The following is a 25,297-nucleotide window of genomic DNA, read 5'->3' as shown; positions in this document are numbered from 1 at the left end:
AGCACAGCATGAGTGAGTACCCCGGTTTCCCGCCCGGCTTCGTCTTCGGCGCCGCGACCGCCTCGTACCAGATCGAGGGCGCGGCGACCGAGGACGGCCGCGGTCCGTCGATCTGGGACACCTACAGCCACACTCCCGGTCTGGTGGTGAACGGCGACACGGGTGACGTGGCCTGCGACCACTACCACCGCTACCCCGAGGACGTGGCCCTGCTGCGCGACCTGGGCGTGGACTCCTACCGCTTCTCGATCGCCTGGCCGCGCGTCGTGCCGGACGGCTCGGGCGCGGTGAACCCCAAGGGGCTCGACTTCTACTCCCGCCTGGTGGACGAACTGCTGGCGGCGGGCATCGAGCCGGCCGCCACCCTCTACCACTGGGACCTGCCGCAGGCCCTCGAAGACGTCGGCGGCTGGCGGGTGCGGGAGACGGCGGAGCGGTTCGCCGAGTACACGGCGGTGGTCGCGGAGCACCTGGGCGACCGGGTGCCGCGCTGGATCACGCTCAACGAACCGTGGTGCAGTTCCTTCCTCGGCTACTCCATCGGCCGGCACGCGCCCGGCGCCAAGGAGGGCCGGGGTGCGCTGGCCGCCGCCCACCACCTGCTGGTCGGGCACGGGCTGGCGGTGAAGGCGCTGCGGGCGGCCGGGGTGCGCGAGGTCGGCATCACGCTCAACCTGGACCGCAACCTGCCCGCCACCGACTCCCCCGCCGACCTGGCGGCGGTGGTCCGCGCGGACACCCAGCACAACCTGGTGTGGACCGAGCCGATCCTCGCCGGCCGCTACCCGGCCACGGAGGAGGAGACCTGGGGCGGGCTGATCACCGGCGAGGGCTTCCGGCGGGACGGCGACCTGGAGCTGATCTCGCAGCCGCTGGACTTCCTGGGCGTCAACTACTACCGGCCGATCGTGGTCGCCGACGCCCCGTACCGCGAGAGCGATCAGGCGCGGCGGGTGGCGACGGACAACCGGTACGAGGAGGTGCGGCTCCCCGGGGTGCGGCACACGGCGATGGACTGGCCGGTCGTGCCGGACAGCCTCACCGACCTGCTCGTCGCTCTGAAGAAGCAGTACGGCGACGCGCTGCCGCCGGTCCACATCACGGAAAACGGCTCGGCGGAGGACGACGCGGCCGCCGCCGACGGCACGGTGCACGACACCGACCGGGTCGCCTACCTGCGCGACCACCTCACCGCGCTGCGGGCGGCGATCGACGCGGGCGTGGACGTGCGCGGGTACTACGTGTGGTCGCTGCTGGACAACTTCGAGTGGGCGTACGGCTACGACAAGCGCTTCGGCATCGTGCGGGTCGACTACGACACGCAGGAGCGCACACCGAAGGACAGCTACCGCTGGTACCGGGAGCTGATCGCCGCCAACCGCGGATGAGGTGAGCAGGGCGCGCCCCGCGGACGATCGGGCGGGGCGCGCCCTCGGTGCTCCCGGGGTCAGGCCGGCAGGTTCCACTTCTGGGTGCCGAGGCCGTTGCAGTCGTAGATCTGCAGCCTGGTGCCGTTGGCGGTGCCGCCGGACGGGATGTCCAGGCAGCGGCCGGACTGCGGGTTGAACAGCGAGCCGTCGGCCTGGTGGCGCCACTGCTGGCCGCCGACGCCCGGGGCGCAGTCCCACACCTGGACCTTGGTGAAGTTGGCCGTGCCGTTGCCGTCGATGTCCAGGCACTTGCCGAACGCGCGCACCGTGCCGTCGGGGGCAACGGACCAGCGCTGTCCGGTCGCGGTGTTGCAGTCCCACAGCTGGGCGGCGTTGCCGTTGCGGCTGGTGTTGGTGTCGACGTCCAGACACTTGCCCGCGACCCACGGCGTGGTGACCTGGCCGACCGGTCCGCCGAGGCCGCCGGTGCCGAACCGGACCTGGCACTGGTTGCCGGTGCCGAGCCAGGTGGCGGTGAGGTAGAGGAAGGAGCTGCCGTCGGCGCGCGGCACGATCGGTGAGCTGTAGCCGGGGCAGGAGGGCTCGCCGGGGTTGTAGCCGCCGGTGGGGCCGGTCAGGACCGGCGCCTCGATCTCGGTCCACTCCCCCGCGCCGAGGCGGGTGTTGGCGAAGACCACGGTGCCGGACTCCGCCAGCACCGTCTTGTTCCCGGTGGGTCCGCTCACCACGCGCTGCCCGGACATCAGCAGCGTGCCGTCGGGGCCGCCGCCCGGTACCCAGGCGAGGTAGGGGGTGTGCAGCAGTTCCCTGCCGTCGGCGGTCCGCACGAGGGTGCCCGGGTTGTCGGCGGGCGCCCAGTTCAGACCGTCGGGGCTGGTCTTGGTGTACACCTCGCAGGCGTGGTCGGCGTCGGTGGCGTCCCGGCACATCTCGTACGCCATCATGAACCGCCCGTCGGGCAGCGGGACGACGATCGACATGCCGGGGCGGGCGAGGTCGTCCGCGGGGAAGGCGACGTCCTCGGTGAGGGTGCCGCTCCAGGTGCGGCCGCCGTCGGTGGAGGTGTAGTGGCCGATGACCTGGTTGTTGGTCGGGCTGTTCGCGGGCCGCTCGTCGGAGATGAAGCAGGCCAGTGTGTTGTCGGGGGCGAGCAGGAACCAGGGTTCCCAGATGCCGTGCCCGATGGTGTCGGGCAGGCCGCTGGTGCGGGTGCAGTCGGAGAGGTACTGCCAGCTCAGACCGTGGTCGGTGCTCTTGAACACCTCGACGCGCTGTGTGGTGTAGTCGCCGGCCTGCCAGGCGGTGCCGGCGGCGAGGAGGTCGCCCTGGTCGAGGCCGTTCGCGGTGCGCGGCACCTCGTAGAGGACCGGTGCCTCGATGTCCCAGCCCGGGGTGTGAGAGGTGATGGTGGAGATCGGGGCGGCGCTCCAGGTGCGGCCGCCGTCGGTGCTGCGGTGGACGGGCAGGGTGTTGGCGGCGCCCTGTTCGCGCTTGGCATAGGTGGCCAGCATGGTCTGGCCCGCCGAGCCGTCGTGGTCGAGGCGGACGGCACGCGGGTAACTGTTGTCGCCCTGCGGGTGGGCCGCGAGGTCGGGCGAGGCCAGGACCTGCCCGGCGGGCGCGGCAGAGGCGGGCTGCGACCACAGGGACAGCAGGGCGGTCACGAGGGCCAGGACGGCGAGCAGGGCCGGTGATCGCCTGCGGGCGGGTGACGGGTTGCGCACGGATCGACTCCTTGGTGGTGGGGAGGTCGGGATGGTGCGGGGTCCGGTGGGCGGGTGGTGGTCGGGGCGGACGGCCGTGCCCGCGGCCGGTGGGGGGCGGGCACGGTCGCCGCCCCGGGCGGCGGGCGCGGCCGCGGGGCGGGGTCAGGCGGCGGGGCGCGCCAGCGGGTCGTCGCCGATGCGGGGTGCCGTCCGTGTGTCCACGTCCAGCGCGGTCCGGGCGGTGACGGTGCCGTCCACGACGAGCGCCAGGTGCAGCCGGCCGCTGGTCCAGCCCTCGGGCAGCGTGGCGGGCACGGTGACGGGGGCGCCGAGGACGTACGGCTTGGCTTCGGCACGGCAGCCGGGGACGGCGTCGCCGGGTGTGCCGGGCGTCCCGGCGTACACCGGCGTCCAGGTGGTGTGCAGGGTGCCCGCGACCGGGTCGGTGCCGTGGTGGGAGACGTGGACGTCGACCGTGAAGTCGCGGTCGTCGGTGAGCAGGTCGCGGCCGGGCGCCACCGGCGTGACGTCCAGGACGAGGGTCGTCGGCGCGTTGGCGTGGGCCGGGTCGACGCCCGCGAGGTCCTTCGCGCCGCGTCCGAAGTCCAGCAGCCCGGCGCTCTCGTGCTCGATGTCGTACAGCTCCGTGTACACGTACCCGGCGAGCCGGTCGTGGCGGCGCAGTTCCTGGGTCTGCCAGCGCAGGTGCCAGGCGCGGTCCAGGCCGGTGAAGCCGCCGCCGTACTCGCTGTTGAGGTTGGGCAGGCCGCGCAGTGGCTGCCCCGGGACGGCGAGCTTCTTGTGGACGACGAAGTCGGGGCCGAGCTTGACGGGGAAGTCGTCGCGTTCGCCGGAGAGCAGGCCGGCCACGGTGGTGGCCCAGGAGGCGGCGCTCTCGTCGTAGTAGTGCCAGTCGAGCAGGTCGGTCTTGACGTGGGTCCAGCCGGAGTTGTCGACGACCGGGCGGGTGGCGTCGAGGGCCTTGAGGCGGTCGTAGGCGTCGGCGGTGGCGCGCTGCTTGGCCGGGTCCCCGGGAATGTCCCAGTCCAGGCCCCACTCCTCGTTGTACAGACCCCAGATGACGATGGCGGGGCTGTTGCCGTCGCGCTCGACCATGGGCTCGATCTGGTCGGCGAAGGCGGCGGTGGAGGCGGGTGAGAAGCGGCCGGGCGAGGCGGGTTCGGCCCACAGGAGCATGCCGAGGGTGTCGGCGTGGTGCGCGAAGCGGGGGTCCTCCAGCTTGAGGTGCTTGCGGACGAGGTTGTAGCCGGCCTCGGCCGCGAGTTCGAGGTCGCGGCGCAGGGCGGTGTCGTCGGGGGCGGTGATGCCGGTCTCGGGCCAGTAGCCCTGGTCGAGCACGCCGCGCACGAACAGCCGCCGCCCGTTGAGGTACAGGGATTCGCCGTCGACGGTGATCGTGCGCAGCCCGGTGTAGGCGGCGACCCGGTCGGTGCCGTCGGCGGAGGTGAGTTCGGCGTCCACGTGGTAGAGGTGCGGGTCTTCGGGCGACCACAGCCTGGGTGCGGCGAGGGGGAGCTCGGTGCGCAGGCGGCCGTCGGGGTCCAGGGTCGCCGTGACGGCGGTGTCCTCGTCGCGTACGCGCAGCCGGAGTTCGGCGCGGTCCGTCGCGGGGCCGTGCACGACGGCCTCGACGGTGATGCCGGTCAGGTCGTCGTTCGGGCGCAGCCGGAGGGAGGAGAGGTGGGTGGCGGGGCGGGCCTCGAGCCAGACGCTCTGCCAGATGCCGGAGGACGGGGTGAAGCAGACGCCGTCGTAGTCGTCGCGGGGCATGCTGCGCTGCTTGCCGTGGGCGATGTCGAGCTTGTCGGCGGGCGCGTGCACCCGCACGGTGAGCAGTTGTTCGCCCTCGCCGAGGGTGTCGGTGACGTCGGCTGCGAAGGGGGTGTAGCCGCCCTCGTGGTGGGCGACCTCGGTGCCGTTCACCCAGACCGTGGCGGCGTGGTGCACGGCGCCGAAGTGGAGGACGACGCGCTGTCCGGCCCAGTCGGCCGGCACGGTGAACGTGCGCCGGTACCAGGCGGTTTGCAGCCAGTGTTCGGCGATGCCGGAAGCGGGCGTCTCCCAGGCGAAGGGCACGGTGATCGCCCGGTCGTAGCCGTCGGGCGCGTCGGCGGAGTACCGCTCGCCGGGGTCGGCGCGGAAGTCCCAGGTGCCGTTGAGGGTGAGCCAGGAGTGGGACCGGTCGAAGTGGGGCCGGGGGTATTCGGGACGGGGGGTGGTCATGGGCGTGAGTGCTCCGATTCGGTGCGGCTGTGAAGAGTCGGCGGGGTACGGGGAGGGAGGTCAGCCCTTGACGCTGCCCGCGAGGATCCCGTTGATGAAGTGGCGTTGCAGCAGGACGAACAGGGCGAGCACGGGCAGCATCGCGATGCTTCCGGCGGCGAGCAGTTCGCCCCAGACGGTCGCGAAGTCGGCGCCGACGCGGTTGCCGGTGACGTTCTGCGCGAGGGTGGAGAGCACCACCTGGAGCGTCTGGTGGCTCTCGTCGTTGACGGCGACGACCGGCCAGACGAAGTCGTTGTAGATGTTCATGGCGGTCAGCACGCCGAGCGCGGCGATGCCCGGCCGGATGACCGGCACCACGATCCGGGCGAAGATGCCGAACTCGCTCGCCCCGTCCACGCGTCCGGCGTCGAGGAGTTCGTCGGGCACGGCCGCGATGGTCTGCCGCATCCAGAAGATGCTGAAGGCGTCGATGCTGCCGGGCAGGATCAGCGCCTGGTACGTGTTGACCCAGCCCAGTTGGCTCATCTCCAGCAGCAGTGGAATGACCAGCACGAGGGTCGGCAGCATCAACGTGAGCATCAGCACGCCGAAGAGCAGGTTCTTGCCGGGGAAGCGGTACTTGGCGAAGGCGTAGCCGGCCAGCGGGCAGAAGAACATGGTCATCGCGCCCTTGACGGCCACGACGAGCACGGTGTTGACGAAGCCGGTGCCGATGGGCACGTCGTCGAACATCGCCCGGTAGTTGTCGAGCGTGGCCGAGCCGAGCGAGAAGGACAGCGGGTCGCGGACGATGTCGGCCGGCGGCTTCAGCGAGGAGCTGACGGCCCACCAGATCGGATAGACGAACACGACGGCGAGCAGGCCGAGCACCAGGTACTGCAGCGGCCCCGGCCTGGGCTGGGACAGGCTCCGGCCCGTCCTCTTGGTCTGGCTGGTCATGGTCACTCGTCCTTGGAGCGGAGCAGGCGCACGGACAGCAGGGACAGGGCGAACACCAGCAGCACGAGCAGGAAGGAGTTCGCGGCGCCGGTCCCGAGGTCGGACGCCAGGATGTGGTTGTAGAGGTACAGCCCGCCGGTGGTGGTCGAGCCGTACGGGCCGCCCTGGGTGACGACGAACGGTTCGGCGAACATCTGGAACACCGCGAGGGTCTGCACCACGACGAGGAAGGCGATGCTGCGCCGCATCAGCGGCAGGGTCAGCGACCAGAACTGCCGTTTGCGGGAGGCCCCGTCGAGGGATGCCGCCTCGTACACGTCGGCGGGCACGGCCTGGAGCCCGGCCAGCAGGATGATGATCGCGAACCCGGTGGTCTTCCACAGGAACAGCAGCGCGAGCGTCGGTTTGGCCCAGGCGGTCGACTGGAGCCAGTCGACGTCCGGCAGACCGACCAGGTTGAACAGGTGGTTGACCAGCCCGTAGTCGGTGTCGAAGGCGACGATCCAGACCTGGGCCATCGCCACCAGGGGGGTGACGAAGGGCGCGATGAAGGCGACCCGGAACATGCCGCGCAGCCGCAGCCGCGCGTTGGCGAGCAGGACGGCCGCGGCGAGGCCGCCGACGATCTGGAGGGGCACGATCAGCAGCCACATCACCGCGCTGTTGCCCAGCGAGGACCAGAACTCCTCGCTGGTGAGCAGGTAGGTGTAGTTCTCCAGGCCGATGAAGTTCGCCTCGCCGGCGCCCTTCCAGTCGGTGAAGCTCAACTGGAGTGCGAAGACGAGGGGGTAGAGGCCGAAGGCGGCGAAGACGACGTAGAACGGAGCGACGAAGAGGTACGGCGCGAGGAAGGGCCTGCGGCGGGAGCGCGCGGGGCGTGGCGCGGCCGGGGCCGCCCGTTCCTTGCGCGGCGGGGTGAGGGTGCCGGAGGTCATGCGCGGTCCACCAGGTTGCGCTGGATCTTCTTGGTGGAGTCGTCGATGACGTCGTCGGGGGCCATCTCGCCCTCGATGAGCCGCTGGAGGTTGTTGCCGAGGTAGTCGACGGACTTGGCCCACCAGGCCGGGATCGGCGCGGCGGACGGGATGGTGTCGGCGGCGTCCACGGCGACCTTCCAGAGGTCCTGTCCGCCGAGCGCGGCCACCGGTTCGAACAGCGGCCTGTCGGGACGGCGCGCGGGTCCGTAGCTGGGCACGGAGGTGGTCAGTCCGTCCGGGTACACCTCGCCCGGCCCGTACACGGCGCTGTAGCCGGGCTCTTTGAAGCACAGGAACTCGTAGAGCAGCCAGGCCAGTTCGGGGTTCTTCGCCTTCGCCGGGATGATGAAGCTGCTGCCGCCCATGGCGCCGCTGCGCGCTCCGCCCGGGGTCCAGGCCGGCAGCGGCGCGGCCCGCCACTTGCCCTTGCCCTTCTTCAGCAGCTGCTGGGGTGCGAAGGACCACCACACCGCCCACGGGACCAGGGCCTGCTGCCCGTTCTCCAGGGCGGCGAGGTCGGCCTGCTTCAGGTATTCGGCGTGGGTGACCAGGTCGTCGTCGACGGCGTCCCGGACCCAGTTGAGGATGTTGCGGTACTCCTTGGAGTCCAGCCGCACCTGTCCGTCCGCGTCGGCGAGGCTGGTGCCCTGCTGGCCCGCGAGCATCTCCAGCCAGAGCTGCCCCAGGAAGGGGTCCTTCTCCATGTGGAGGGGGCGGGCCTTGGGGTTCGTCTCTTTGAGGGAGCGGGCCGCCGCCAGCAGATCGTCGTAGGTCTTCAGCCCGGCCGGGTCGACTCCGGCGTCCTCCAGCAGGTCCTCGCGGTACCAGAGCAGCCCGGGGTCGAGGTCCCAGGGGACGCCGTAGATCCGGCCGCCCACGGTGTTGACCGAGAGCTTGTACGCCGAGGTCTTGTCGCGGTAGGGCGCTATCAGGTCCGTCAGGTCGTACAGGTGCTCCGCCTGGCCGCCGATCTTGGCGTCGTCCCAGAAGCTGCCGTCGGGCAGATCGGTGCCGCTGATCAGGGTGTTGGCCAGCTTGGCGTCGATGTCGACGGCCTGGTGACGGACCTTGATGTCCGGATAGGCCTTGCGGAAGGCGTCGATCGCCGCGTCGAAGACCTTGAACAGGTCGCCCGAGCGGTTCCAGATGGTGATCTCGCCCTTGGCCGACGCGCTGGGCGTCCCGGTGAGCTTGCGCGGCTCGGACCCGGAGGAACCGGGGGCGCACGCCGCGAGGGGACCGGCGGTCGCGGCGAGCGCGCCGGCGCCGAGCGCGCCGCGCAGGACGCTGCGCCGCGGGACGAATGATCTGGACATGAGCACGGCTCCTCGGTCGGAAATGCGGCTGGAGTGCGCGAAAAGGGGGTCGCTGAGCGGGAGTGGACGTGGACGCGCGCAGGCGTCGTCGGCGGCGCGGCGGTACGCGCTGGACCCGTACCGCCGTGCGCTTTGCAACGATGCAGAGATGATGCGTCGCCTTTTGCATCGATGCAATACCTGGGTAACATCAACCTGCGTCAGCGCTGGTCCGCACCGGCGCGAACAGGAGATGCTGCCGACCGATGCCCCGCGGGGGCCGTGAGGGGGAACTGGATGGCCGGCTCCACGCTCCGCGACGTCGCCCGACGCGCCGGAGTCTCGATCCGCACCGTGTCCAACGTGGTCAACGGTTCGGTGCCCGTCTCCGACGAGTTGCGGGTCCGGGTGCAGGCCGCGCTCGACGAACTCGACTACCGGCCGAACCTGGTGGCCCGCAATCTCCGCCGGGGCCGCAGCGGCATGATCGCGCTGGTCGTTCCGGAGCTGGACGTGCCGTACTTCGCCGAACTGGCCCGCGAGGTGATCACCGCGGCCCGCGCCCACCATTACGTGGTCATGCTCGACCAGACCGACGGCGACGGAGAGCGCGAGCGGGAGCTGCTGGGCCGCGAGTCCCGTGCCACGATGTTCGACGGCCTGCTGCTGAGCCCGCTGTCCATCTCCGCGGACGAGCTGCGCCGGCGCACCAACCGTGTGCCGGTGGTACTGCTCGGCGAGCACATCTTCAACGGCAGCTTCCACCACGTGGCGATCGACAACGTCGTCGCGGCCCGGGAGGCGACGGAACACCTCCTCGGCCTCGGCCGCCGGCGCATCGCGGCCATCGGCGATCAGCCCTACAGCACCGGTGAGACCGCGCAGTTGCGGACCACCGGATACCGGCAGGCGCTGGAACGGGCGGGGCTCACGGTGGACGACGAGCTGATCGTCCCCACGCCGCGCTTCCACCGCCACCTCGGCGCCCAGGCCATGGAGCGGTTGCTCGCCCTGCCGGAACCGCCCGACGCGGTCTTCTGCTACAACGACCTGCTGGCCATCGGCGCCATGCACACCCTGACCCGCGCGGGGGTGCGGGTGCCGGACGACATCGCCGTCGTCGGCGTGGACGGCATCCAGGAGGGCCGGTACAGCTCGCCGTCGCTGACCACCGTCGCCCCGGACAAGGCCGCTATCGCGCGCACCGCGGTCAGCACGCTGCTCGGCGTCATCGACGGCTCGGCACCCGTACCGACGGAGACCAAGGCGCCGCACCGGCTGGTGGTGCGCGAGAGCACCGCGGGAGCACGGACCGACTGACGGACGCCCTTGCCGCGAGCCCGCCCGGCACCTAGCCTCCTTTTGTGCCGCAAATAAACAAAGCCCGTTCGCACAGCGCCGTGCCGGGCTCCCGTACCGATCTCACCCGTCTCCGCATCGCTCTGACCTCCTTCTTCGCCCTCGACGGCTTCGTCTTCGCCGGCTGGGTGGTCCGCATCCCCGCCATCAAGGAGCAGACCGGCGCCTCCGCCAGCGCCCTCGGGCTCGCCCTGCTCGGTGTCTCGGCGGGCGCCGTCGTCACCATGACGCTCACCGGACGGCTGGTCCGGCGCTACGGCAGCCACCCCGTCACCGTCGCCTGCGCGGTGCTGCTCTGCCTCAGCATCGCCCTGCCCCCGCTCACCCACTCGGCGCTCGCCCTCGGCGCCGTGCTGCTGGTCTTCGGCAGCGCGTACGGCGGGATCAACGTCGCCTTCAACAGCGCCGCCGTCGACCTGGTCGCCGTACTGGGACGTCCCGTCATGCCCAGCTTCCACGCGGCGTTCAGCCTCGGCGGGATGGTCGGCGCGGGGCTCGGCGGCCTGGTCGCCGGGGCTCTGTCGCCGACGCGGCACCTGCTCGCCCTCACCGTGACCGGTCTGCTGGTCACCCTGTTCGCGGGCCGCGCCCTGCTGCGCTGCGAGCCCGCCGCGCCCCCGGACCGCACACCGGACGAGGCCGACGCCCCACGCCACCGTGACCGTCGTACCCGCCGCCTCGTCGTCACCTTCGGCCTGATCGCCCTGTGCACCGCGTACGGCGAGGGCGCGATGGCCGACTGGGGCGCCCTGCACCTGGAGCAGGACCTCGACGCCTCCCCGGGGCTGGCGGCAGCGGGCTACTCGTGTTTCGCGCTCGCCATGACCGTCGGCCGGCTGACCGGGACGACGCTGCTGGAGCGGCTGGGCCGGACGGCCACGGTGGTGGCGGGCGGCACCACGGCGGTGGCCGGCATGCTGCTCGGGTCGCTCGCCCCGTCCGTGTGGGCGGCGCTGTTCGGCTTCGCGATCACCGGCCTCGGACTGGCCAACATCTTCCCGGTCGCGGTCGAGCGGGCCGGTGCGCTCGGCGGCCCGAGCGGTGTCGCGACCGCGTCCACCCTGGGCTACGGCGGCATGCTGCTCGGACCGCCCGCGATCGGTTTCATGGCCGACTGGTTCTCGCTGCCGGCCGCCCTCACCAGTGTCGCGGCGCTCGCCGCGGTGGCCGTGCTGGTCGCGGTGGCGACGCACCGCGCGGGAGTCCAGGGCTGAGGCGGACCCCGAAAGTGCCGCGCGGCGTGCCGTCGGGTGCGCTCCGTGCGGCAGACTGCCTGCCATGAGGACCGCCGCGTACGTCGAGATCCTGGACCGTGAAGGAGCGTTGCTGGCCGCGGCCGCCGAGGCGGCGGGCACCGACGCCGAGGTGCCGACCTGCCCGGGCTGGCGGGTTCGGGACCTGCTGCGGCACACGGGGATGGTGCACCGCTGGGCGACGGAGTTCGTCGCCGAGGGGCACACCGGTCCCCGGCGGGCCGACGACCCGCCCGCCCTAGACGGCGGTCCGCTGCTGAGCTGGTTCCGGGAGGGACACGAACGGCTCGTCGGCACCCTCGCCGGCGCCGAGCCCGGCGTGCGGTGCTGGCACTTCCTGCCCGCGCCGTCGCCGCTGGCCTTCTGGGCCAGGCGGCAGGCGCACGAGACGACCGTGCACCGGATCGACGCCGAGTCCGCCCGCGGCGGCGAACCCACCGCCGTCGGCGCGGACTTCGCGGTGGACGGCATCGACGAGCTGCTGTGCGCCTTCCACGCCCGTCCGAAGAGCGCGGTGCGCACCGAGGGACCCCGCACGCTGCGGGTGCGGGCGACGGACACGCCGGACGCGGTGTGGACCGTACGGCTGTCCCCTCAGCCGCCGGTGACCGTGCGGGAGGAGGACGCAGACGCCGACTGCGAGCTGTCCGGCCCCGCCGCGCAGCTCTATCCGGCGCTGTGGAACCGCCGGCCCTTCCCGGAGGTGAAGGGCGACGGCGCCCTCGCCGCGTTGTGGCGCGAGCGGTCGGGCGTCACCTGGAAGTGAGCCGAACGCCCGAGGGACCGGTCAGCCGGCCAGCATCCGATGCAGCACCGCCCGCTGCACCGGGAGCGCCTCGCCGTGCCTGGCCCGCCCCTGCGGGGTGAGCGCCACCCGCGTCCCCCGCCTGTCCTCTGCGCACACGGAGCGCTCGACGAGACCGTCCTTCTCCAGCCGGGCGACCAGCCGCGAGAGAGCACTCTGAGTGAGGTGGACCCGCTCGGAGATCTCCTGGACCCGGTATCCGAAGGAGCCGGGACCGTCCTCGTCCCGGGTGCCGGCCAGGACGTCGAGGACCTCGAAGTCGCTCGCGCACAGACCGTGTCCGTGCAGCGCGCGGTCGAGTTCGCACTGGACACGGGCGTGGAGGACCAGGATCGAGCGCCACCGGGTCACGAGCGCCTGTTCGGCCTTCTTCGCCGCCATCCGCGCACCGTAGCAGAGCCCCTCGCGGCGGTCACCGCGCTGACGGAACCCCGCCCGTTCCGGGAGACCCGGCACCGTGGAGACCTACGGGGGACGGCGCACGCAGGGTGAACGGGACGCCGTCACGATCGAGATCGGCTACGCGCTGTGCAGCGCGGCGTTCGCGGCGGCGGTGCTGTTCGGCGCGCTGGCGGGGCCGGCGTATCTCTTCGACCCGACGGGCGCGCCGCGTACCGCGTTCGTCGGGGCGGGCGTGGTGCTCGCCGTCGTGGTGTTCTCCGTCCGGGTGGTGAGCGTGCCGGCCCGGTTCGCGCGCGGCGGTCAGCCGAGCCAGCCCGGGCGTACGAGCCCCGACTCGTAGGCGAGGACGACCAGTTGGGCCCGGTCGCGGGCGCCCAGCTTCACCATGGTGCGGCTGACGTGGGTCTTGGCGGTCAGCGGGCTGACGACCAGCCGGCGGGCGATCTCCTCGTTGGACAGTCCGATGCCGACCAGCGCCATCACCTCGCGCTCCCGCTCGGTCAGCCGGGCCATCCCGGCGGCCGCCGCGGGTTCCTTGGAGCGGGCCGCGAACTCGGCGATCAGCCGGCGGGTCACCCCGGGTGAGAGCAGCGCGTCGCCGTCCACCACGGCCCGCACGGCGCGCAGGAGTTCCTCGGGTTCGGTGTCCTTGACCAGGAAGCCGGAGGCGCCGGAGCGGATCGCCTCGAAGACGTACTCGTCGAGTTCGAAGGTGGTGAGCATGACCACCTTCACGTCGCGCAACCCCGGGTCGCCGGTGACCTCGCGGGTCGCCGCGAGGCCGTCCAGCAGGGGCATGCGGATGTCCATGAGGACGACGTCGGGACGCAGTTCGCGGATCGAGCGCACCGCCTCCCGGCCGTCGGCGGCCTCCCCGACCACCTCGATGTCCGACTGCGCGTCCAGCAGCGCCCGGAAGCCGGCCCGTACCAACGACTGGTCGTCGGCGAGCAGTACGCGGATCACCGGTCTTCCTCCTTGGCGCGTGTCGTGTGCTTCACGTCGATCGGCAGGGCCGCCAGCACCCGGAAGCCGCCGTCGGGACGCGGGCCCGCATCGATGGTGCCACCGAGGGCCGCCGCGCGCTCCCGCATGCCGGCCAGCCCGTTGCCGCTGCCGCCCGCCTCGGCACCCGTCGCGGGGCCGTCGTCGTCGACGCGCAGCAGCAGCGTGCTCCCGTCCCGGTCGAGGCGGACGTGCGCGCGCCGGGAACCCGAGTGCCGTACGACGTTGGTGAGCGCCTCCTGCACGATGCGGAACGCGGCCAGGTCGGTACCGGGCGACAGGCGCGGCGCTTTCCCCGCCACCTCGACGGTGAGGCCCGCGCTCGCCGCCTGCTCGACCAGTTCGGGGAGCCGGCCGAGGCCGGGAGCCGGAGCGCGCGGCGCGTCCCCCGGGCTGCGCAGGGTGTCGAGTACCTGCCGCACCTCGCCGAGCGCCTCCTTGCTCTGGTCCTTGATGGTGGTGAGCGCGGTGCGGGCCTGTTCCGGGTCGGTGTCCAGGAGGGCCAGTCCGACACCGGCCTGCACGTTGATGACGGAAATGCTGTGCGCGAGGACGTCGTGCAGCTCGCGGGCGATCCGCAGCCGCTCCTCGTCCGCGCGCCGGCGTGCCGCCTGTGCCCGCTCCGCCCGCTCCCGTGCCCACTGCTCGCGGCGGGCCCGGGCCAGTTCCGACAGGGCCGCGACGGCCACCACCCAGGTGGCGATCACGAGCTCCTGCCCCCACGACGCGGCGGAGTCCCCGGACGGCGGCAGCCACCGGTAGAGCCAGTGCGCCACCAGGGCGTGCCCGGCCCACAGCGTCCCCATCGCCGCCCAGGCCGCCTTGCGGTGCCCGGCGACGACGGCGCTGAAGCAGGCCACGGCGACGGCGACGAACACCGGGCCGTACGGGTATCCGGCCCCCAGATAGACCAGGGTGGTGACCGCCGTGCCGAAGACGACCGGCACCGGGTACCGCTGCCGCCACAGCAGGGCGGCGCCCGTCACGAACAGCAGCACGCGCGCGAAGGGGTCCAGGGCCGCCCGCTCCCCCGCCTGCGCGTGGGCGGCGAAGTTCGAGCCGAACAGCACGAACGCCGTGATGAGCACGGTGGAGCGCCAGGGCCACCGGGGGTGGCGCTCCTCGTCGCCCCGCCGGTCCCACCACGCGGGCCCGTGCCGCCACCACCGCGGTGCCCGGCCCCCGGGATCGTGCTGTCCGTCCATGTCCGCCACGCTAGACGCCGGGCACGCCGGGCGGCGTCACCCGCGCGTGGTCATCGCACGTACTCCCGGCGAAGTACGTCTCACCGGCCGCGGAGTCCCCTGGACCCCGAGGCGGCACCGGACACCGTGGTCCCGGGCGGTGACGCGCCGCCGACGGCCGGAAGCCGACGGTCAGGTGCCGGTCGCGTCCCCCGTGGACCGGTCGGACGCCTTGGCCGGCGCGGGCGCGGCGGACGGGTCGGGCTGCGCGGCCGGGTCGGGGCGCCGGTCCATCGCCGCCAGCGCCCGCTGCGCGAGCGGGTGGCTGCGGACCAGCTCGCCCAGCGAGGTCGAGCCCTGTGTGATGTCCTTGAACGCCTTCCAGGCCGGGCGGAACCCGGTCAGGGCCGCGTGGAAGAGCCCGGGCCGGCGCTCGAACACCGCCAGCATCCGCTTGCCGACGCCCATCTCCACGCCGAGACCGGCCTTGATGGCGAACGCGTAGTTCAGGGCCTGCTTGCGGGCGTCCACGGCGTCGTGCGCCTCGGAGATGCGCACCGCCCACTCCCCCGCGAGCCGTCCCGAGCGCAGTGCGAAGGAGATGCCCTCGCGGGTCCACGGCTCCAGGAGCCCGGCCGCGTCCCCGCACACCAGGACCCGGCCGCGCGAGAGCGGCGAGTCGTCCGCGCGGCAGCGGGTCAGGTGGCCGGAGGAGATGCTGGGCTCGAATCCGGCCAGCCCGAGCCGGGCGACGAAGTCCTCCAGGTACCGCTTGGTCGCCGCGCCCTCGCCGCGCGCCGAGATCACACCGACGGTGAGCGTGTCGCCCTTGGGGAAGACCCAGCCGTAACTGCCGGGGATGGGGCCCCAGTCGATGAGCACCCGGCCCTTCCAGTCCTCGGCGACCGTCTCGGGCACCGGGATCTCCGCCTCCAGGCCGAGATCGACCTGGTCGAGCTTCACCCCGACGTGCGCGCCTATCCGGCTGGCACTGCCGTCCGCGCCGACGACGGCGCGGGCCAGCAGGGTCTCGCCGCCCTGGAGGACGACGGCGACCGTGCGCCGGTCCGGGACCGCCGACCCGTGCTGCTCCACCCGGGTCACCGTCGCCCCGGTGCGCAGTTCGGCGCCCGCCTTCTGGGCGTGCTCGACGAGCTGCAGGTCGAACTCCGGCCGGTTGATCAGCCCGAACAGCATCTGCCGGGAGCGCCGGGTCCGGGTGAAGCGCCCGTTGTTCGAGAAGGTCACCGCGTGCACACGGTCCTGGAAGGGCAGCTCGAAGCCGGGCGGGAGGGTGTCGCGCGAGGGGCCGATGATGCCGCCGCCGCACGTTTTGTAGCGGGGCAGCTCGGCCTTCTCCAGCAACAGGACGCGCCGCCCCGCGACCGCCGCCGCGTAGGCGGCCGAGGCCCCCGCCGGTCCCGCGCCCACCACGACCACGTCCCAGACCTGACGCGCGTCGTCCGCCGAAGAGTTCTCGCTGCTCACGATGGTCTACTGCTCCGATCAAACCGCATGCCGCACCTGACCCCCGCATCCTACGGCGGGCATCGCCGCAGGCCACTGTGGGAGGATCGGCCCGTCATTCCAAGTACTCCTTGGTACAACGTCGCACCCACAAGGAGCGTGCCCATGTCGCCGAATCCGGTCGCCGAGACCGTCGCTTCGCTGATGCCCCGCGCGAAGGAGGAACTCGCCGCGCTGGTGGCCTTCAAATCGGTGGCCGACTTCGACCAGTTCCCGCGCAGCGAGAGCGAGGGTGCCGCCGACTGGATAGCGACGGCCCTGCGCGCCGAGGGCTTCGAGGACGTGGCCCTGCTGGACACGCCGGACGGCACGCAGTCGGTCTACGGGTACCTGCCGGGACCCGAGGGCGCGAAGACGGTGCTGCTCTACGCCCACTACGACGTGCAGCCGCCGCTGGACGAGGCGGGCTGGGTCACGCCGCCGTTCGAGCTGACCGAGCGCGACGGCCGCTGGTACGGGCGCGGCGCCGCGGACTGCAAGGGCGGTGTGCTGATGCACCTGCTGGCGCTGCGCGCGCTGAAGGCGAACGGCGGCGTGCCGGTGCACGTGAAGGTGATCGCCGAGGGCTCCGAGGAGCAGGGCACGGGCGGCCTGGAGCGGTACGCCGAGGCGCACCCGGAGCTGCTGGCCGCCGACACCATCGTCATCGGCGACGCGGGCAACTTCCGCGTCGGCCTGCCGACGGTCACCTCCACGCTGCGCGGCATGACGCTGCTGCGCGTGAAGGTCGACACGCTCGAAGGCAACCTGCACTCCGGTCAGTTCGGCGGTGCGGCGCCCGACGCGCTGGCCGCCCTGATCCGCGTACTGGACTCGCTGCGCGCCGAGGACGGCTCGACGACCGTCGACGGTCTGGCGGCGGACAGCACCTGGGAGGGGCTGGCCTACGACGAGGAGCAGTTCCGCAAGGACGCGCGCGTGCTGGACGGCGTGGAGCTGATCGGTTCCGGTTCGGTCGCCGACCGGATCTGGGCGCGGCCCGCCGTCACGGTGCTCGGCATCGACTGCCCGCCGGTCGTCGGCGCCACCCCGTCGGTGCAGGCGGGCGCCCGGGCGCTGGTGAGCCTGCGGGTGCCGCCGGGCGTGGACGCGGCCGAGGCCACCAAGCTGCTCCAGGCCCACCTGGAGACGCACACGCCGTGGGGTGCCCGGGTCGCCGTCGAGCAGATCGGCCAGGGCCAGGCGTTCCGCGCCGACACCACGAGCCCGGCGTACCAGGCCATGGCGGACGCGATGGCGGTGGCGTACCCGGGTGAGGAGATGCAGTACGCCGGTCAGGGCGGCTCCATCCCGCTGTGCAACACCCTGGCGGCCCTCTACCCGCAGGCGGAGATCCTGCTGATCGGCCTGAGCGAGCCGGAGGCCCAGATCCATGCCGTGAACGAGAGCGTCTCCCCCGAGGAACTGGAGCGGCTGTCGGTGGCCGAGGCCCACTTCCTGCGCAACTACGCGGCGAGCTGAGCCCGCGCCCGTCGCGCGTTCCGCCGTCGGCAGGGGCTTCGCCGCACGGCGGGGCCCCGCGCCGGCCTCAGCCGACCGGCGTGCCCGCCTCCAGGTAGTGGGCGGCGCCGCGCTCGCGTGCCCTCAGCGCCCAGCGCAGGCGCTCGTAGCGGGCCGGGGGCAGCAGAGCGGCGGCCTCGTCCTCGGTGGCGAAGCGCCAGGCGCGCAGCTCGGCGCCGGGCAGCAGGACCCGGTCGGCGTCCGCGGAGTCGAGCCGGCCGCCGTCGAAGAGCAGCCGCAGACCGCCGTGGGCGGGGGGCGCCGGGGGTTCCCAGTCGACGACCAGCAGGGCGGGCACGTCCCGCAGGTCGAGGCCGGTCTCCTCGGCGACCTCGCGCATACCGGCGCGGGCGGGCGCCTCGCCTGGTTCGACCACGCCGCCGGGGAACTCCCAGCCGGGTTTGTAGGTGGGGTCGACGAGCAGGACCCGGTCCCGGTCGTCGAAGAGCAGGACGCCGGCGGCGACGGTCTCACCGGTGGGTTCCGGTGTCTGCACGATCTCGCAGACCGGCACGGCGCCCGTGCCGACGGCCTCGGCGACCCGGACGGCGGCCTCGTACGGGGTGAGGGCGCCGGTGTCGACGGGATGGGCGTCGGCGGTGAGCCAGGAGGCGAGGGCCGCGCGGTAGGGCTCGATGTGGTCGTAGGACCACTGCCGTACCCGCATCTCGCCGTCCGGCAGGTCCTCGGGTGTCTCGCGGCTCGCTATTCGGTCCCGCAGGATCGTTTCGGCCGGGGCCAGCAGGATGTGCCGGACGTCGATCCGGCGGGCGGCGAGACCGCCGAAGATCTCGTCCCGGTACTCCTGGCGCAGCAGGGTCATCGGCACCACGAGCGTCCCGCCGAGGTCGGCGAGGAGCGCGGCCGCCGTGTCGATCACCAGTCGGCGCCAGATCGGCAGGTCCTGGAAGTCGCCCACCTCGGCCAGGCGTTTGGGCGGCAGGAGGTGCGCGAGCGCCCCGCCGATGACCTCGGGGTCGAAGAGCGTGCTGTTCGGGATCAGTTCGATCAGTTCCCGTGCGGTGGTGGTCTTCCCCGCACCGAACGCGCCGTTGATCCAGACGACGGTCACAGGTCCCCCTCTTCCGTTGGCCCCCTGTGGCTTGCCCGCTTCACCCTGCCACGGAAACCAGGCGGAGTTGAGGCCGCGCGAAAGGGCATATGACAACGGCGCCGGCGCCCCTCCGGGGCACCGGCGCCTTGAGGTCCGGGCAGGGCGGGACGCCCCGGCCGAGGGCGTCAGCCCAGCGGTCCCAGGGCGTCCTTGTCCAGGGTCAGGCTGTCGGTCGCGACGGTGTCCTGCAGGCTGCTGACGGTGTCGTCCACGTCGAGACTGAGCGGGAGGTCGCTCGGGGCGGCGTGGGACGGGCTGACGGCCGCGACGACGAAGCCGGTGGCCAGGGAGGCGAGGGCGAGCATGCTGCGCTTCTTCATGCCCCGTTCAACTACGCCGACGCGCCGGGGTCACGGGCACGGCCCGGAAAGCCCGCGAACACACCGGCTCCCGCGGACTCCCGTCGGCTCCCCGGCTCAGGCACGCGTGAGGGCCGCACCGCCCGGTTCGGACGCGCGTGCGCGCCGCCACACGCCCCTCGGACACGTCCGGCCGTCACGCCACCGCACTACGACGTGCCCGGGGCCACGGCACCACCACCGCGCCCAGACGTGCGCGGCCGTCACAGCGTCGTGACCGGACGCGCACCCGGCACACCGCCACCCTCCGACACGCCCGCCCGTCGCACCGCCGTTCATCTCGGACGCGCCCCCGCCGCATCCCCGCACCCAGACGTCCGCGGCCGTCACAGCGTCGTGACCGGACGCGCACCCGGCACACCGCCGCCCTCCGACACGCCCGCCCGTCGCACCGCCGTTCATCTCGCACGCGCCCCCGCCGCATCCCCGCACCCAGACGTCCGCGGCCGTCACAGCGTCGTGACCGGACGCGCACCCGGCACACCGCCGCCCTCCGACACGCCCGCCCGTCGCACCGCCGTTCATCTCGGACGCGTCCCCGCCGCGTCCCCGCACTCAGACGTGCGCGGCCGTCGCGCTCGCCGTCCGTGACAGGGCCGCCGCGGCCGCGCCGACCAGTCCGGCGTCCGTGCCCATCTGGGCGGGCACGACCACCAGCCGCTGCACGAAGGACAGCGTCGCGTAGTCGGTGAGCGCCTTGCGCAGGGGGGCGAAGAGGACCTCTCCCGCCTTCCCGACGCCCCCGCCGACCACGGCGATGTCGATCTCGACGAGGGTCGCGGTGGCCGCGATGCCGGCGGCCAGCGCCTGCGCGGCCCGCTCGAAGGAGGCGACGGCGACGGGGTCGCCCCGTCGGGCGGCGGCGGCGACCGCGGCGGCGGAGGTGTCGCCGTCCGGGCCGGGCAGCCAGCCGGCGTCGAGGGCGCGGCGGGCGATGTTGGGGCCGCTCGCTATGCGCTCCACGCAGCCGCGCGCACCGCACGGACAGGGGTCGCCGTCCAGGTCGACGCTGATGTGCCCGATGTGGCCGGCGTTGCCGGTCGGTCCGGGGTGCAGCCGGCCGCCCAGCACCAGACCGCCTCCGACGCCCGTCGACACCACCATGCACAGCGCGTTGTCGTGCCCTCGGGCGGCGCCCTGCCAGTGTTCGGCGGCCGTGATGGCCACCCCGTCCCCGATCAGCTCCACGGGCAGACCGCCCACGGCGTCCCGGACCCGCCGGACCAGCGGGTAGTCGCGCCAGCCGGGCACGTTCACCGGACTGACCGTACCGGCCGAGGCGTCCACCGGGCCCGCGCTGCCGATGCCGACGGCCGTGGCCCTGCCCCACAGGGGCGACGCGGTCAGCTCCGCGAGGACGGCTTCGACGGCCCCCATCACGGTGTCACCGTCCTGCCGGGCGGGTGTCGCACGCTGTGCGCGCGCCTGGATACGGCCGTGGCCGTCCACCAGCGCGCCGGCGATCTTGGTGCCGCCGATGTCCAGCGCTGCCACGAGGTCGGTGTGCATCAGAGTCGGATCTCCCCGTCGGACCGAAAGCGATAAAGCCGTACACAAGAGCGCGCGGCGACCGGCCCCGCGGTGGGGACGAGGGCCGGAGAGTGCGATGGACAGTGTCTCCCGCATCTGACAACGTTGTCCAGGCTCTATGCTCGACGCCACATCCTCATACAAGCCCATCACCGACACATCCCCCCTGGACAGCAGGAGCCGACGCATTCCCGTGGACGACAGGACAGGACACCGCATCGTGCCCGACACGACCCGCCGCGCAGACCGCCTCCCCGGGAACCGTTACGGCAACCGCCCGACGATGAAGGACGTCGCCGCCCGGGCGGGTGTCGGCCTCAAGACCGTCTCCCGGGTGGTCAACGGGGAGCCCGGCGTCACCCCGGAGACCGAGCGCCGCGTCCAGGAGGCCATCGACGCGCTGGGCTTCCGCCGCAACGACAGCGCACGGGTCCTGCGCAAGGGCCGCACCGCGAGCATCGGCCTGGTCCTGGAGGATCTGGCCGACCCGTTCTACGGGCCGCTCAGCCGCGCCGTCGAGGAGGTGGCCCGCGCCCACGGCGCCCTGCTGATCAACGGGTCGAGCGCGGAGGACCCGGACCGCGAGCAGGAGCTGGTGCTGGCGCTGTGCGCACGCCGCGTGGACGGGCTGGTCGTGATCCCCGCCGGGGACGACCACCGGTATCTGGAGCCCGAGCTGAAGGCGGGCGTCGCCACGGTGTTCGTGGACCGCCCGGCGGGGCAGATCGACGCGGACGTGGTGGTCTCCGACAACTTCGGCGGTGCCCGCGACGGCGTGGCCCACCTGATCGCGCACGGGCACCGCAGGATCGGCTTCATCGGCGACATGCCCCGCATCCACACGGCCGCCGAGCGGCTGCGCGGCTACCGGGCCGCGATGGAGGACGCGGGCATACCGGTCAAGGACTCCTGGATGTCCCTGGGTGTCACCGACCCCGTGCGGGTGCGGCGGGCGGCCGAGGAGATGCTCGCCGACCCGCACCCGGTGACCGCGATCTTCACGGGCAACAACCGGGTGACGGTCACCGTGATCCGGGTCCTGGCCGAGCACACCCGGGGGGTGGCCCTGGTCGGCTTCGACGACATCGAGCTGGCCGACCTGCTCCGGCCGGGCGTCACCGTGGTCGCGCAGGACGCCGCCGCCCTCGGCCGCACCGCCGCCGAGCGGCTCTTCCGTCAGCTGGACGGCACTCTCCTCGCCCCCGACCGCATCGAGCTGCCGACCAGGCTGGTCACCCGGGGCTCGGGCGAGCTGCCGCCGGCCGACTGAGCCGGCGAACGGCGGACGACCGCACCGGCGTGGGCCGCCAGGACCCGGCCCGGGCACGGGCGGCCGACGCCCCGTCCCACCCCCACCGTCGGGAGGAAGCACACCGTGTCCCCACCACCGAGCGAAGGCCGCTCACCCGCGGCGGTGCCGCCCGGCGAGGACCGCACGCTGCGGGCGCTCGGGCTGGACGGGGTGCCGCGCGAGGAGCCGCTGCTGTATCCGGGCGCGTGGCCCCGCGAGTCCGGGCTGCTGGTCGGGGACCGGCTGCTGCCGCTGGACCAACCGGCGCGCGAGGAGTGGGAGGGGGAGGACGGCCGGATCCCGGTGCTGGCGATCGGCTCCAACGCGAGCCCGGCCCAACTGCGGCACAAGATGGCCGAGTTCGGGATCGACTCTCCGGTCCCGATGGTCCGGTCGCGGGTCACCGGGCTGGACATCGGCGTCTCCGCGCACGTGAGCCGCATGGGCTACGTGTCCGCCTCACCGGTGGGCGCCCCCGGCGTCGTACGGGAGCTGTTCGTCCTGTGGCTCGACGCCGAGCAGCTCGCGGTGATCGACGCCAGCGAGGGCGTGCCGATGGCGGGCGGCAACTTCGACCGCGTCCGGCTGCCCGCGCCGGACGTCCGCGTCGAACCGGGGGACGGCTCGGTACTGGCCGGCGTGTACGCGTACGTCAACCGCCACGGCGTCCTGCACGACGGCACCGGCGCGCCCCGCCGGCACCCGGGCGAGCAGCGGCCCCTGATCACCGAGTTGCTGCACGGGTCGGCCCGGCTGCGGAAGCTGTTCGGCAGGACGCCGGAGGAGTTCTGTGCGCGGGCACGCGCGGACCGGCGGCTGTGCGACCGGGGGACGCGGCTGTTCGCCGAGGAGGGGCGGGTGACGGCGTCCGGCCTGGAGCGGTACGCGGGCGCGGTGCCCGGGGAGCCCTTCGCCGGGGGCCGGACGCCGTCGGCGGACCCTACTGCGCCGATGCCGTGAGGTCGCCGCGCCGCGGGCCCGAGAAGCCCTCCAGGTCGGCGCGGGTCAGGCCGGTCAGGCGGGCGACCTCGCCGATGTCGAGGGCGCCGCAGTCCAGACCGCGCAGCAGGTAGCCGCTGAGGGCCTTGGCGGTGGCGGGCTCGTCCATGACGTCGCCGCCGGTGCGGTTGGCGTAGCGGGCGAGACGGGCGGCGGCCTGCTCGAACCCCTCGCGGTAGAAGGCGAAGACGGCCGCGTACCGGGTGGGGATGTGGCCGGGGTGCATGTCCCAGCCCTGGTAGTACGCGCGGGCCAGGGCGCGGCGGGTGAGGCCGTAGTGCAGGCGCCAGGCGTCGTGGACCTGGGCGGTGGGTCCGACCGGCAGGACGTTGGTCGAGCCGTCCGAGACGCGTACGCCGGTGCCGGCGGCGGCGACCTGCATGACCGCCTTGGCGTGGTCGGCGGCCGGGTGGTCGCTGGCCTGGTGGGCGGCGGAGACGCCGAGGCAGGCGCTGTAGTCGAAGGTGCCGTAGTGCAGGCCGGTGGCACGGCCCTCGGCGGCCTGGATCATGCGGGCGACGGTGGCGGTGCCGTCGGCGGCGAGGATGGACTGGCTGGTCTCGATCTGGATCTCGAAGCCGATCCGGCCGGGCGTGAGGCCGCGCGCCTTCTCGAACGCCTCCAGGAGCCGCACCATGGCGGTGACCTGCTCGGGGTAGGTCACCTTGGGCAGGGTGAGGACGAGGCCGTCGGGCAGGCCGCCGGCCTCCATCAGGCCGCTGAGGAAGACGTCCAGGGTGCGGATGCCCCGGGCGCGCACCGGAGCCTCCATGCACTTCATGCGGATGCCCATGTACGGGGCCGCCGTGCCCTGCTCGTACGCCTCGGCGACCAGCCGGGCGGCGCGGGCGGCCGCCTCGTCCTCCTCGGCGTCCGTACGGTTGCCGTAGCCGTCCTCGAAGTCGACGCGCAGGTCCTCGATCGGCTCGCGCTCCAGCTTGGCGCGCACGCGGGTGTACACGGGCTCGGCGAGGTCGTCGGCGAGGCCGAGGACGGCGGCGAAGGAGGCGGCGTCCGGGGCGTGTTCGTCGAGCGCGGCGAGGGCCTGGTCGCCCCAGGAGCGGATGGTGCCGGCGGCGAAGACGTCACCGGGGACGTAGACGGTGTGGACGGGCTGGCGGGTGCCCGGGTCTCCGGGGTAGCGGCGCTCCAGCTCCGCGTCGACCGGCGCGAGGGAGGCACTGATCTCCTCGCCGACGGCGCCCGCGAGGCTCGTCGCCACCTTCTCCTGCTGACCCATCCGACACCCTCCTGATGTTCATTTTTCCGCTGAACGGAATCAGTTATCCGTAGTGCGAAGTTATCTGTCGGTCTCCCGCCGGTCAACACCCATCCTGCGCAGACGCCGAGGCCCCCGCGACCATGGACGGTCGCGGGGGCCTCGGCACGGCGTTGCGCCGGGAGGGTCAGCCCTTGCGGGACTTCACTTCCTCGGTGAGCTGCGGGACGACGTCGAAGAGGTCGCCGACGACGCCGTAGTCGACCAGCTCGAAGATCGGGGCCTCGGCGTCCTTGTTGATCGCCACGATCGTCTTCGAGGTCTGCATGCCGGCCCGGTGCTGGATCGCGCCGGAGATGCCGGAGGCGATGTACAGCTGCGGGGAGACCGACTTGCCGGTCTGGCCCACCTGGTTGGTGTGCGGGTACCAGCCCGCGTCCACCGCGGCGCGCGAGGCGCCGACGGCCGCACCGAGCGAGTCGGCGAGGGCCTCGATGATCGCGAAGTTCTCCGCGCCGTTGACACCGCGGCCGCCGGAGACGACGATCGCGGCCTCGGTCAGCTCCGGACGGCCGGTCGACTCGCGCGGCGTGCGCGAGGTGACCTTGGTGCCGGTCGCGGCGGCGGAGAAGGTGACCGACAGGGCCTCGACGGCGCCGGCGGCCGGGGCGGGCTCCACGGCGGCCGAGTTCGGCTTGACCGTGATGACCGGGGTGCCCTTGGAGACGCGGGACTTGGTGGTGAAGGCGGCGGCGAACACCGACTGGGTGGCCACCGGGCCCTCGTCGCCGGACTCCAGGTCGACGGCGTCGGTGATGATGCCCGAGCCCAGGCGCAGCGCCAGGCGCGCGGCGATCTCCTTGCCCTCGGCGGAGGACGGGACCAGCACGGCGGCCGGGGAGACGGCCTCGACGGCGGCCTGGAGGGCGTCGACCTTCGGCACCACCAGGTAGTCGGCGTACTCGGCGGCCTCGTGGGTGAGGACCTTCACCGCACCGTGCTCGGCGAGCGCGGCGGCGGTGTCACCGGCACCGGCGCCCAGCGCGACGGCGACGGGCTCGCCGACGCGGCGGGCGAGCGTCAGCAGCTCCAGGGTCGGCTTGCGGACGGCACCGTCCACGTGATCGACGTAGACGAGAACTTCAGCCATGGGACTTCTTCTCTCCTGCTTGCGAAAGATGAGGGGCGGTCAGCG

Annotated in this window: 22 protein-coding genes; 8 read left to right on the top strand and 14 right to left on the bottom strand. The window is 73.2% G+C overall.

The window, feature by feature from the left end; translation table 11 throughout:
• Nucleotides 1-8 precede the first annotated feature (8 nt).
• Nucleotides 9-1,388: a GH1 family beta-glucosidase gene (locus NI25_RS34020; protein WP_061446144.1), complete on the top strand. Its 1,380-nt coding sequence runs from the start codon at nt 9-11 to the stop codon at nt 1,386-1,388.
• Nucleotides 1,389-1,447: 59 nt separating this feature from the next.
• On the opposite strand, the gene NI25_RS40580 is transcribed toward NI25_RS34020, so the two are convergent.
• From NI25_RS40580 to NI25_RS33995, 5 genes are all read right to left on the bottom strand, one after another.
• Nucleotides 1,448-3,115, bottom strand: a complete 1,668-nt coding sequence (locus NI25_RS40580) for a sialidase family protein (protein WP_061446143.1) — start codon at nt 3,113-3,115, stop codon at nt 1,448-1,450.
• Nucleotides 3,116-3,259: 144 nt separating this feature from the next.
• Nucleotides 3,260-5,341, bottom strand: a complete 2,082-nt coding sequence (locus NI25_RS34010) for a glycoside hydrolase family 2 protein (protein WP_061446142.1) — start codon at nt 5,339-5,341, stop codon at nt 3,260-3,262.
• A 60-nt stretch (nt 5,342-5,401) separates the two neighbouring features.
• Nucleotides 5,402-6,283, bottom strand: coding sequence for a carbohydrate ABC transporter permease (locus NI25_RS34005; RefSeq protein ID WP_199561065.1), 882 nt, complete (start codon nt 6,281-6,283; stop codon nt 5,402-5,404).
• A gap of 2 nt (nt 6,284-6,285) precedes the next feature.
• The gene (locus NI25_RS34000) at nt 6,286-7,218 is read right to left on the bottom strand and encodes a carbohydrate ABC transporter permease (RefSeq protein ID WP_061446140.1); all 933 of its coding nucleotides are present in this window, start codon (nt 7,216-7,218) and stop codon (nt 6,286-6,288) included.
• Nucleotides 7,215-8,576 (bottom strand): ABC transporter substrate-binding protein, encoded by a 1,362-nt coding sequence (locus NI25_RS33995; RefSeq protein ID WP_061446139.1) that lies wholly within the window; start codon nt 8,574-8,576, stop codon nt 7,215-7,217. Before NI25_RS33995 ends, NI25_RS34000 begins: the two co-directional genes overlap by 4 nt.
• 276 nt (nt 8,577-8,852) lie before the next feature.
• Between NI25_RS33995 and NI25_RS33990 the strand changes: the two genes are divergently transcribed.
• From NI25_RS33990 to NI25_RS33980, 3 genes are all read left to right on the top strand, one after another.
• Entirely contained in the window at nt 8,853-9,875 is a 1,023-nt protein-coding gene (locus NI25_RS33990; RefSeq protein ID WP_061446138.1) for a LacI family DNA-binding transcriptional regulator, read from the top strand.
• A gap of 80 nt (nt 9,876-9,955) precedes the next feature.
• On the top strand, nt 9,956-11,128 hold the full coding sequence (locus tag NI25_RS33985; protein WP_061446137.1) for an MFS transporter: 1,173 nt from the start codon (nt 9,956-9,958) through the stop codon (nt 11,126-11,128).
• Between the two features lie 64 nt (nt 11,129-11,192).
• Nucleotides 11,193-11,933, top strand: coding sequence for a maleylpyruvate isomerase family mycothiol-dependent enzyme (locus NI25_RS33980; protein ID WP_061446136.1), 741 nt, complete (start codon nt 11,193-11,195; stop codon nt 11,931-11,933).
• Between the two features lie 21 nt (nt 11,934-11,954).
• On the opposite strand, the gene NI25_RS33975 is transcribed toward NI25_RS33980, so the two are convergent.
• On the bottom strand, nt 11,955-12,353 hold the full coding sequence (locus NI25_RS33975) for a MarR family winged helix-turn-helix transcriptional regulator (RefSeq protein ID WP_061446135.1): 399 nt from the start codon (nt 12,351-12,353) through the stop codon (nt 11,955-11,957).
• Nucleotides 12,354-12,429: 76 nt separating this feature from the next.
• Between NI25_RS33975 and NI25_RS33970 the strand changes: the two genes are divergently transcribed.
• Complete coding sequence (locus NI25_RS33970; protein ID WP_061446134.1) at nt 12,430-12,714, top strand: DUF6332 family protein; 285 nt, start codon at nt 12,430-12,432, stop codon at nt 12,712-12,714.
• Here NI25_RS33970 and NI25_RS33965 read toward each other — a convergent pair.
• From NI25_RS33965 to NI25_RS33955, 3 genes are all read right to left on the bottom strand, one after another.
• Nucleotides 12,675-13,340: a response regulator transcription factor gene (locus tag NI25_RS33965; RefSeq protein WP_061446133.1), complete on the bottom strand. Its 666-nt coding sequence runs from the start codon at nt 13,338-13,340 to the stop codon at nt 12,675-12,677. The genes NI25_RS33970 and NI25_RS33965 overlap by 40 nt on opposite strands.
• Nucleotides 13,337-14,584: a sensor histidine kinase gene (locus NI25_RS33960; protein ID WP_107071942.1), complete on the bottom strand. Its 1,248-nt coding sequence runs from the start codon at nt 14,582-14,584 to the stop codon at nt 13,337-13,339. Before NI25_RS33960 ends, NI25_RS33965 begins: the two co-directional genes overlap by 4 nt.
• Nucleotides 14,585-14,755: 171 nt before the next feature.
• Entirely contained in the window at nt 14,756-16,051 is a 1,296-nt protein-coding gene (locus NI25_RS33955; RefSeq protein WP_061446131.1) for a geranylgeranyl reductase family protein, read from the bottom strand.
• Between the two features lie 144 nt (nt 16,052-16,195).
• On the opposite strand from NI25_RS33955, the gene NI25_RS33950 reads away from it, so the two are divergent.
• A complete protein-coding gene (locus NI25_RS33950) occupies nt 16,196-17,551 on the top strand; it encodes a dipeptidase (RefSeq protein WP_061446130.1) in 1,356 nt (451 codons plus the stop codon).
• 67 nt (nt 17,552-17,618) lie between these two features.
• Here NI25_RS33950 and NI25_RS33945 read toward each other — a convergent pair whose 3' ends face one another.
• The 3 genes from NI25_RS33945 to NI25_RS33935 all read right to left on the bottom strand — a co-directional run bounded on the left by NI25_RS33945 (nt 17,619) and on the right by NI25_RS33935 (nt 20,572).
• Entirely contained in the window at nt 17,619-18,662 is a 1,044-nt protein-coding gene (locus NI25_RS33945) for an NUDIX hydrolase (RefSeq protein ID WP_061446129.1), read from the bottom strand.
• A 167-nt stretch (nt 18,663-18,829) separates the two neighbouring features.
• A complete protein-coding gene (locus tag NI25_RS33940) occupies nt 18,830-19,024 on the bottom strand; it encodes a hypothetical protein (protein WP_061446128.1) in 195 nt (64 codons plus the stop codon).
• 594 nt (nt 19,025-19,618) lie between these two features.
• Nucleotides 19,619-20,572 carry an ROK family protein gene (locus tag NI25_RS33935; protein ID WP_061446127.1) on the bottom strand — a complete coding sequence of 318 codons (954 nt, stop codon included), beginning with the start codon at nt 20,570-20,572 and terminating at the stop codon, nt 19,619-19,621.
• A 214-nt stretch (nt 20,573-20,786) separates the two neighbouring features.
• Between NI25_RS33935 and NI25_RS33930 the strand changes: the two genes are divergently transcribed.
• Both NI25_RS33930 and NI25_RS33925 read left to right on the top strand, forming a co-directional pair.
• The gene (locus NI25_RS33930) at nt 20,787-21,863 is read left to right on the top strand and encodes a LacI family DNA-binding transcriptional regulator (protein ID WP_061446126.1); all 1,077 of its coding nucleotides are present in this window, start codon (nt 20,787-20,789) and stop codon (nt 21,861-21,863) included.
• Nucleotides 21,864-21,968: 105 nt separating this feature from the next.
• On the top strand, nt 21,969-22,844 hold the full coding sequence (locus NI25_RS33925) for a hypothetical protein (protein ID WP_061446125.1): 876 nt from the start codon (nt 21,969-21,971) through the stop codon (nt 22,842-22,844).
• Here the strand turns inward: NI25_RS33925 and NI25_RS33920 are convergent.
• Both NI25_RS33920 and NI25_RS33915 read right to left on the bottom strand, forming a co-directional pair.
• Nucleotides 22,825-24,123 (bottom strand): DUF6986 family protein, encoded by a 1,299-nt coding sequence (locus NI25_RS33920; RefSeq protein ID WP_061446124.1) that lies wholly within the window; start codon nt 24,121-24,123, stop codon nt 22,825-22,827. The genes NI25_RS33925 and NI25_RS33920 overlap by 20 nt on opposite strands.
• Before the next feature lie 166 nt (nt 24,124-24,289).
• Nucleotides 24,290-25,252 carry an electron transfer flavoprotein subunit alpha/FixB family protein gene (locus tag NI25_RS33915; protein ID WP_061446123.1) on the bottom strand — a complete coding sequence of 321 codons (963 nt, stop codon included), beginning with the start codon at nt 25,250-25,252 and terminating at the stop codon, nt 24,290-24,292.
• Nucleotides 25,253-25,297: the final 45 nt, after the last annotated feature.

Origin of the sequence: Streptomyces sp. CCM_MD2014, from assembly GCF_000772045.1 — a bacterium.
GTDB lineage: Bacteria > Actinomycetota > Actinomycetes > Streptomycetales > Streptomycetaceae > Streptomyces > Streptomyces salinarius.
The sequence above is the reverse complement of the archived record's forward strand: the minus strand, read 5'-3'. Positions and strand labels throughout refer to the sequence as shown.